Annotated in this window: 14 protein-coding genes; 11 read left to right on the top strand and 3 right to left on the bottom strand. The window is 49.5% G+C overall.

Annotation, left to right across the window (positions count from 1 at the left end; genetic code table 11):
* Window positions 1–90: 90 nt before the first annotated feature.
* The 8 genes from MVG27_RS03745 (at window position 91) to MVG27_RS03710 (ending at window position 4,248) form a co-directional block, all read left to right on the top strand.
* The gene (locus MVG27_RS03745; RefSeq protein WP_297481310.1) at window positions 91–342 is read left to right on the top strand and encodes a UPF0175 family protein; all 252 of its coding nucleotides are present in this window, start codon (window positions 91–93) and stop codon (window positions 340–342) included.
* On the top strand, window positions 339–830 hold the full coding sequence (locus MVG27_RS03740; protein WP_297556215.1) for a DUF3368 domain-containing protein: 492 nt from the start codon (window positions 339–341) through the stop codon (window positions 828–830). Before MVG27_RS03745 ends, MVG27_RS03740 begins: the two co-directional genes overlap by 4 nt.
* Before the next feature lie 174 nt (window positions 831–1,004).
* Window positions 1,005–2,234, top strand: coding sequence for an FprA family A-type flavoprotein (locus tag MVG27_RS03735; RefSeq protein ID WP_297556217.1), 1,230 nt, complete (start codon window positions 1,005–1,007; stop codon window positions 2,232–2,234).
* A 90-nt stretch (window positions 2,235–2,324) separates the two neighbouring features.
* Window positions 2,325–2,840: a rubrerythrin family protein gene (locus tag MVG27_RS03730; protein ID WP_297549170.1), complete on the top strand. Its 516-nt coding sequence runs from the start codon at window positions 2,325–2,327 to the stop codon at window positions 2,838–2,840.
* Between the two features lie 79 nt (window positions 2,841–2,919).
* Entirely contained in the window at window positions 2,920–3,081 is a 162-nt protein-coding gene (gene rd, locus MVG27_RS03725) for a rubredoxin (RefSeq protein ID WP_297065612.1), read from the top strand.
* Between the two features lie 10 nt (window positions 3,082–3,091).
* Window positions 3,092–3,439, top strand: a complete 348-nt coding sequence (locus tag MVG27_RS03720; RefSeq protein WP_297468802.1) for a desulfoferrodoxin family protein — start codon at window positions 3,092–3,094, stop codon at window positions 3,437–3,439.
* A gap of 93 nt (window positions 3,440–3,532) precedes the next feature.
* The gene (locus tag MVG27_RS03715; protein WP_297549168.1) at window positions 3,533–3,892 is read left to right on the top strand and encodes an iron-sulfur cluster assembly protein; all 360 of its coding nucleotides are present in this window, start codon (window positions 3,533–3,535) and stop codon (window positions 3,890–3,892) included.
* A 5-nt stretch (window positions 3,893–3,897) separates the two neighbouring features.
* Window positions 3,898–4,248 (top strand): iron-sulfur cluster assembly protein, encoded by a 351-nt coding sequence (locus MVG27_RS03710; protein WP_297549166.1) that lies wholly within the window; start codon window positions 3,898–3,900, stop codon window positions 4,246–4,248.
* A 64-nt stretch (window positions 4,249–4,312) separates the two neighbouring features.
* Here MVG27_RS03710 and MVG27_RS03705 read toward each other — a convergent pair whose 3' ends face one another.
* On the bottom strand, window positions 4,313–4,615 hold the full coding sequence (locus MVG27_RS03705; RefSeq protein WP_297556214.1) for a ferritin family protein: 303 nt from the start codon (window positions 4,613–4,615) through the stop codon (window positions 4,313–4,315).
* A 39-nt stretch (window positions 4,616–4,654) separates the two neighbouring features.
* Window positions 4,655–5,206: a DNA protection during starvation protein gene (gene dps / locus MVG27_RS03700; RefSeq protein ID WP_297551059.1), complete on the bottom strand. Its 552-nt coding sequence runs from the start codon at window positions 5,204–5,206 to the stop codon at window positions 4,655–4,657.
* Window positions 5,207–5,311: 105 nt separating this feature from the next.
* Between dps and MVG27_RS03695 the strand changes: the two genes are divergently transcribed.
* Window positions 5,312–5,689 carry a transcriptional repressor gene (locus tag MVG27_RS03695; protein ID WP_297556211.1) on the top strand — a complete coding sequence of 126 codons (378 nt, stop codon included), beginning with the start codon at window positions 5,312–5,314 and terminating at the stop codon, window positions 5,687–5,689.
* Window position 5,690: 1 nt separating this feature from the next.
* Here MVG27_RS03695 and MVG27_RS03690 read toward each other — a convergent pair whose 3' ends face one another.
* Complete coding sequence (locus MVG27_RS03690) at window positions 5,691–6,167, bottom strand: ferritin family protein (RefSeq protein ID WP_297551057.1); 477 nt, start codon at window positions 6,165–6,167, stop codon at window positions 5,691–5,693.
* 52 nt (window positions 6,168–6,219) lie between these two features.
* Here MVG27_RS03690 and MVG27_RS03685 point away from each other — a divergent pair, with 52 nt between their 5' ends.
* The gene (locus tag MVG27_RS03685; protein WP_297556209.1) at window positions 6,220–6,750 is read left to right on the top strand and encodes a GNAT family N-acetyltransferase; all 531 of its coding nucleotides are present in this window, start codon (window positions 6,220–6,222) and stop codon (window positions 6,748–6,750) included.
* Window positions 6,751–7,016: 266 nt separating this feature from the next.
* Window positions 7,017–7,895: an ATP phosphoribosyltransferase regulatory subunit gene (locus MVG27_RS03680; RefSeq protein WP_297556208.1), complete on the top strand. Its 879-nt coding sequence runs from the start codon at window positions 7,017–7,019 to the stop codon at window positions 7,893–7,895.
* The last annotated feature ends 108 nt before the right edge of the window (window positions 7,896–8,003 follow it).

Genomic DNA, 8,003 nt, shown 5'->3' with positions numbered 1-8,003 from the left:
TCTCCCGGGTCAGGTTTCCCTACTACCTCGTGATTTACGGAAGGCAAAGGGGTTAAATAGTGTTGGGCGCAAGATAAGAACGGTGGGAGGATGGGAAAGAAGATAGTCGTCGAGCTCCCGGAGATGATGAAGATACCTGAGGATGAAGTTGAGAAAAGGGTCAAGGTCGAGCTGGCCGTAAGGCTCTACGAGAAGGGTATACTATCCTTCGGGCAGGCGAGGAGACTCGCTGGAGTGAGTAAGTGGGAGTTCATTGAGATTCTTGCCAGGGAAGGCAAGGGAATCCATTACGATGAGGAGGAGCTTGAGAACGACATCAAGGTTTTGGAGGAGCTCTCATGAGGGTTGCGGTGAACTCGTCGCCACTCATATTTCTTGCCAAGCTTGGACTTCTCGACATCTTGGATGAACTTTTCAATGAAGTGTTCATCACAGATGCCGTCTACTACGAAACCGTCGTTGAGGGGGTTGCACACGAAGAGGCCTTAGATATAGCAAGGGCGGACTTTTTGAAGAATGTCTCACCCAAGAACCAAAAGCTCGTTAAGTTTCTGCTTGAGCTGGTTGATTACGGCGAGGCTGAGACGATAGCGTTCGCCATTGAAAACGACGTTGATTTGGTTGTTCTGGACGATAAAGAGGCGAGAAAGGTCGCGAGGGGCTTTGGACTGAGTGTAATCGGCACGTTGGGACTTCTCCTCCTAGCTAAAAGGAGGGGACTGATTAAGGAAGTTGGGCCCTATGTTGAAAGGCTGAAGAAGCATGGTTTCGGAATCTCCGATGGAATCGTTCAAAAAATACTGGAGAACGCTGGGGAGCTTAAATCTTAATCGAGATTTCTGCCTTGTCGCTTTTCTTGAGCTGGATGGCGAAGATTTATTTTGGATGGGTAACGCCGGCTACAAACATGAATGGAATCCCAACAAATAGAAGAAGTCAAAGCCATTTCTTCTCGCGTGAAAAACCTTTTTAGCCAGACGCTCGAAACTTTTACGGTGATTCCAATGGTCAACGTTAGGGTTGAGCAGCTTTGCACGGACCCGGAGCTCTACATAATTAGGGTTGACGATGACGAGATTAAGTACTTCGAAGCAACGTGGGACATCCCGGAGGGCATAACCTACAACGCCTACCTCATGAAGCTCGATAACGCTGTTGTGCTTTTTGATACGGTGAAAGCCGACTACGCGGACCTCTTTATAGATGCCCTGAAAAAGCTCGTTGACCCGAAGGAGATAACCCACGTAATAGTCCACCACACCGAGCCAGACCACAGCGGGGCGCTGCCAAAGCTCCTTGAGGAGAACGGCTACAGGGCTCAGGTGATAGGCACTACCTTCGCCAGAAACCTCCTCCAGGGCTTCTACGGTGAGGAAGTTGTTAAAAACTTCAAAATCGTCAAGGACGGCGAGGAAATGAACATCGGTGGAAAGACCTTCCGCTTCATAACCGTTCCCTGGCTCCACTGGCCGGACACCATGATAACCTACGTCGTAGAGGACAGGTTAATATTCAGCTGTGACGCCGGCGGTGGCTATTCAATCCCAGAGACCATAGACGACAGCGACGAGAAAGTAATTGAGGAGTATCTGCCGTATGTCACCAAATACATCGTCACCGTCATAGGGCACTACCACAAGTACATCGTCCAGAACCTCAACAAGCTCAAGAAGCTCGGCATAGTTGAGGACGCGAAGATGATTCTGCCCGGCCACGGCCTTGCCTGGTGCAGGAACCCGAAGAGAATCTTCGACTACTACGAGCGCGTCGGTGCGGGCGTTCCTACCAAGGACAAGGTTCTGGTTATCTACGACTCGATGTACGGCTTCGTCGAGAGGAGGATGGAGATAGTAATTGATGAACTCAAGAAGCTCGGCAAGAAGCCCGTCGTTTACCGCTTCACCGACAAAGAAGCTCCCGCGGTGAGCGATATCCTTGGAGAAGTGCCGGACAGCGAGGCGATAGTCATAGGGGCATCAACCTACGAGGCCGAGATACACCCGCGCATAAGGTATGCCCTCTTTGAGATACTCGACAAGGCCAACTACGAGAAGCCCGTCCTAATTGTCGGTGCCTTCGGCTGGGGCGGTGTTGCGGCGAAGAAAATAGAGACCCTCATAAGCAGGAGCAAGTTCGATTTGGTTGAAACAGTCGAGAGCAAGGGAAGGCCGACCAAGGAAGATGAGGAAAGGCTCAGAGAAGCTGTCAGGAAGCTCGTCGAGTGGATTGGTTAAATCCCCCTCTTCTTCCTTCTTCTGCCTCAGAAAACAGTTATATACAAGGAAGTCCCAAAAATTACCGCAGTGCACAGTTTGGTGGTCGGTATGAGCGTGAAAAGGAAAATGACCCGAAAGTTTTTGGAAGATGCCTTCGCCGGGGAGAGTATGGCCCACATGAAATACCTAATCTTTGCCGAACAGGCCGAAAGGGAGGGCTTTCCCAACATAGCCAAACTTTTCAGGGCTATCGCTTACGCGGAGTTCGTCCACGCGAAAAACCATTTTATCGCCCTCGGCAAGCTTGGAAAGACGGAGGATAACCTTGAGGAGGCCATAGCGGGCGAAACCTTTGAAGTCGAGGAGATGTACCCCGTTTACAAGAACTCCGCCGAGTTCCAAGGGGAGAGAGAAGCCATCAGGACGACACACTATGCCCTCGAGGCCGAGAAGATACACGCCGAGCTGTATGAAAAGGCCAGGGAAAGGGCGAAAAGCGGGGAAGACATGGACGTTAAAAAGGTTTACATCTGCCCCGTCTGCGGTTACACATCGATTGATGAAGTTCCAGAGCGCTGTCCCGTCTGTGGAGCTCCGGGAGACAAGTTCGTAGCCTTTGAGTGATTTCTTCGCTTTTCCATTTCACAGGTTTGAACCACAAACCTTATAAGGCCGAAATACTAACAATAAACCGGTGAAAGAAGTGGCAAAGTGGAGATGTCTAATCTGTGGTTACATATACGACGAGGAGGAGGGCGACCCGGATAACGGAATTCCCCCGGGAACCAGGTTCGAGGACCTTCCTGAGGACTGGGTTTGTCCCCTCTGCGGTGCACCTAAAAGCGAATTTGAAAAAATAGAGTGAGGTGGTTGAGATGCTTAGCGAAACCATAAAGAGTGGAGACTGGAAAGGAGAAAAGCACGTCCCCGTTATAGAGTACGAGAAGGAGGGCGACCTCGTCAAGGTCGAGGTCAGCGTTGGAAAGGAGATACCGCACCCGAACACTCCGGAGCACCACATAGCGTGGATTGAGCTCTACTTCCACCCGGAGGGCGAGAACTTCCCGATTCTCGTCGGTAGAGTGGCCTTTACCAACCACAGCGACCCGCTCAGTGAGCCGAGGGCAGTCTTCTTCTTCAGGACGAGCAAGAAGGGCAAGCTCTACGCCCTGAGCTACTGCAACATCCACGGCCTCTGGGAGAGCGAGGTTCAGCTCGAGTGACTTTTCCCGCCCCAACCCCCTTCTTTTTGTGTTTCCCAGTTCTGCCCAGGAAGGCTTATAACTTGTCCATACGAGGCTCCCAACGGTGAGAACATGAAGGTTTACATGCCAGACAGGGAGTGGCCTGAGCCGTATAAAGCTGTCATCGAGGAGCTGAAGAAGATAACCGACCCCGTAACGGGTGGCGATGTCCTCGACTCCGGCGTTATAGCCGGCCTTGAGGTTGGCGATGATACCCTCAAAATCTGGCTTCGGTTTGAGAGCCATGCCGAGTACAACATAATCGGTGAAAGCCCAATAGCATACTCCAAAATAATCGGCGACATAATGGAGCGCTTTGCCCTAGTTAAGTTCAACAACGTTTACGTCTACGACCTTGCGAACAACGTTGTCGGAAAGTTCGAGAACAGGAAAGGCTACAAGCCAGAAGACCTTAGCGACGGTAAGGTGTAAGGTTAATGGGCCTACTGGACTTCCTCAAACCCAGAACGCAACCCAAGAGGGGGCCAAGAGAAGACCTCCCGGAGGAGGTTAAAAGGGTCGTTAAAGTTCTGGAAAACGTTGAAGACCCCGAGACGGGGCTTAACATCGTGGAGGAGGGCCTTCTCTACGGATTAACCGTTGAGAATGAGAGAGTTGAGGTTTTCCTCCTCATGGCCCGCTCAACTCCAGAGTGCCACGCCTGCCAGATGCTGGCGATAAACGTCCAGAGAAAGATACTGGAAGACATTGTGAAGATTCTCAGGACGGAAGGGTTTAATAGCGTAAAGGTCTATAATGAACTTGGACTGCTTTTGGCGGAAGGATAAATACCTTCAGCGGAACTCGATGAAGGCTTCTAAAATGACATACGTTGAACCATAAAGAAAAGGGTCAGAGCTCGACCCTTATCCCGGTCTCTTCTTCCACTTCCTCAAAGCCCTCCTTCATATACTTCGCAAGCTCCTCATCAACGGCGAAGAGAACCGCTAGAAACTCGCCGAAGTGCTCTTTCTCCTCGTTTGCAACGTCGAGGAAGACGTGTTTGATTTTCTCATCTTCAATGTGTTCCGCCAGCTGTTCATAGAAGCTTATCGCGTCGAGTTCCGCCTCGATAGCCCAGCGGAGGGCCTGCGCAATTTCCCTCTTGGTGAGGGGCCTGTCCTTCGGCAACTCAAAAGGGTATTTGGCAAGCATGGTATCACCCGTTATAGTTCAATCTTCTCCTTAATAACCCTACCTCAAGAACTTTGAAACGTAGGGGCTCTCGCCAGGCTTTCCGCGCCTGAAGTGTCCGCTTGGTTTTCCAGTCAAAAGCTCCTCGAACCAAGCCTCGTGCTCTATTTCTTCGTGGAGAATCGCAAGAGCTAAATCGTAAGTTCGAGGGTCTTTTCCGAAGGTATAGTTACATATCTCAGTATAGACTCCCACAGCACAGCGCTCTGCCTGGAGGAGCACCTTCAGAATCTCTTCTACTGTGGGGTTCTCGGGCAAGTAAGCGTCGCTACACCATGCCATTTCTGAAAAATCACGAATGTCCCTAGGAAGCTCTCCTCCGAGTTCATAAATCCTCGGCACAAGGGCCTCAAAATGATTTCTGTCCTCAAGACGCGCATCTTCTACGATTTCCTTTATCGTCTCACCTTCCATGCCAGCGGAGTGGTTTCTCAGCAGAGTGTAATAGTAATAGGTTGTGAACTCCGCCGCGGCTGCTTTTAGAAGCATTTCCAGGAGCTTCTCAACGTCTATACCAGCCCTTTCAACAAGTCTTTTGTTGTGTTCAGACATGGGTTTCACCATTTAATAGTTGTTAGTTTTAGTTAATAAACTTTTCTATTTAGAAGTTATTTCTATTTAGGAAGACTTATAAATGGATTTTTTAAAGTTTCATTCATGTGGAAAGAGAAAGCCATTGAAACTCTACGGAAAAAAGGTTATAAGATAACCCCCCAACGACTTAAACTTCTCCAAATCCTCGAGGAAATTGGAAAAACACACCCCTCTCTTGGAGAGGTTCACGAAAAGCTGAGGAAAGAGTTCCCAACGGTTAGCTTTTCAACCCTATACTCTAACGTTATCACGCTGAAGGAGCTAGGACTAGTGGAGCTTTTCTCCCTTGATGGGGAGACAAGAATAGAAGTGAACACAAGACCTCATATCAACATAATCGATGACAAGAGGATAATCGACATTAACGACTCGGAGATAATAGAAACCATAGAAAGAAAAACGGGAAGAAAAGTGAAGTTTATCAATGTTCTAGTCGAATAAGTCAATCCACCTCAAGGCTGAAGTCCTGGTAGTCCATCCATATGCCTGTCTTCATGATCGCATCGTACTGTGCCCTTAGGAGTTCGTAGTGCGCTTTTTCAATCCTCGCAAGCTCTTCAAAGAGCCTCATAACGCTCTCGTGTTCTGCCTCCTGAGAAGCCTTCTCGTAGAACTCCCAGGTTAGCTTTTCCTGCTCCATGCCTATCTTTACAGCATCTACTTCGCTCTCAACGTTTTCCGCCTTAACAAGGAGCTTTTCAAGAAGTTCTTCACTAACGGCCGGAAGCCTGCACTCCTCAACGACTATTTCAAGGAACTTCTCCTCAAACTGTTCCCAGTGGTCGGCTTCTTCCCTTGCCAGAAAAAGGAACATCTTCCTTGCCTTTTCGTCCTTTGTCTTCCTCGCGAGGTCAAGGTAGAATTTCATCTCGGCCTTTTCAACCTCGAGCGCGAGGGCAAGTGCTTCAAGCTCGTCCATAAAACCACCGTAGTTATTTTAACAACGTTCCTAATAACCTTTGGGGAGGGAGATGAAAATCGAGAGGATTGACAACCCACTCTCGCTCAAGGACGAGCTACTCAAATTCGTCTTCGAGGTTTACCGCTCAACGAGAGGGACTTATCCTGCCCTTGAGTGGGTTGAGAAAAAGCCGTCTCCAGAGGATTTCGAGGGTTTTAAGCGGGTTTACGAGCCCTTCCTTGAGTTCAGATTGGGAAAAGAGTTCGACGAGCTCTACACCATGAGAAAAGGTGAGCTACTCGTGGGAACGGTGGCGCTGGTTTACGAGCTCGAAGGCAAGGACATCCCGTGGGTGCCGGAGGAGATAAAGAACGAGAAAACCGGTCTCATAGAGTTCTTCATGACAAGTCCGGGTTACAGGGGAAAGGGATACGGCTCTAAACTGCTTGATTTCGCCGTCAAAAGGCTTCTCTCCCTGGGAAAAACTCCCCACGTGATAACGTTTCCCAGTTTAGATGCGTACGGCTACTACCTAAGGAGGGGTTTCGAGAAGGTTATGGACTATCGGGAATTCGTTATCCTGAAGTACGTCGTTCCGTGAACTTTGCTCTTCACTTTAATACCCATTTCTGAACCATTGACAAGTCCCCCAAGATTATTCTTCAAACTGTCGAAAAGCCTTCGGATAAGCTTATAAACCCCTTCGAAACACATCAATGGCACAGGTGGGGTTTGAGATGGGAGTAAAAACTGTCTCTTCAGGCTTTGAATTTGGATTCAAAACTCTTCTGAGGGGTAGTCTTCATCATTGACGCTTCTTGGGTGACTTTGACCAAAGTTCTCGAAAAATATTCGGAGGTGTTCTAAATGGCCCTAAGGGGGATTAGGGATTACTCGCGTATGGCAATTATTTCGAGCCTCTTAAGGAGAAATTTTGAGCTCTGGGGTTACAGGGAAGTCGTTCTGCCCACAATCGAGCCTTACTCGGAGACGCTAAAGGGAGGAACCAAATTTGCCTACAACAACGAGTTCTATCTGATAAAGCCCGACGTGACGAGCAGGTTGCTGAAATACGAGATAGACCTCGCCAAACTGTACTACGTGGGGGAAGTCCTTGACGGCGGAGTCGAGGGAAAATGGCAGGCCGGAGTCGAGTTCATTGGGGGAGAACCGAACTTCATGACAGCGGAGGTTATCAGCGTTCTGATAACGTCCCTCGAAAGCCTTGGAATCAGTGAGTTCTACATAGACCTTGGAAGCCTCGAAGTATGGCGGAAAGCAACCGAGGACATAGAGGAGTTTCGAGAAACGGTGTGCCGGGCCCTCCAGCGGAGAAACTTTGGATTGATTGAAAAGCTACCGATAGGCAAAGACAAAAAGGAAGAACTCTGGAACCTCTTTAACTTCAGGGGAAAGGAGAGCAACTATCCAAAGCTCACCCAGATTCTCAAACTGGTTGATGACGAAAGAATCTTCGTGGACTTTGGGACGGTGAGGCCCCTGCCCTATTACAGTGACGTCATATTCGAGGTCTATTCGCCCCTTCTCGGAAGGCCCATCGGGGGCGGTGGAGAGTACTCGTTCCACGGAAAACCTGCGGTGGGTTTTGCCCTTGACCTAAGAGCACTCCTTGAACTCGCCAGCGTTAGGGAAAGGAAGGGCAGAAAGTTCCTCAGGGGGATAAGCTCCTTCAGGGAAGCCAGAAAGCTCGTTTCAATGGGAATTCCGGTGGAGGTGGAAAGATGAGGTTCGTTCTTCCAAAGGGGCGTCTCCTCAAAGGTTCCCTTGAAGTCCTGAGAAAAGCCGGTTACGATGTTCAAAAGCCCGGCGAGAGAAGGCTCATTGAGAGGTTCA

The sequence above is a fragment of the Thermococcus sp. genome, assembly GCF_027011145.1.
Lineage (GTDB): Archaea > Methanobacteriota_B > Thermococci > Thermococcales > Thermococcaceae > Thermococcus.
This window is presented reverse-complemented; position numbering and strand designations above follow the sequence as displayed.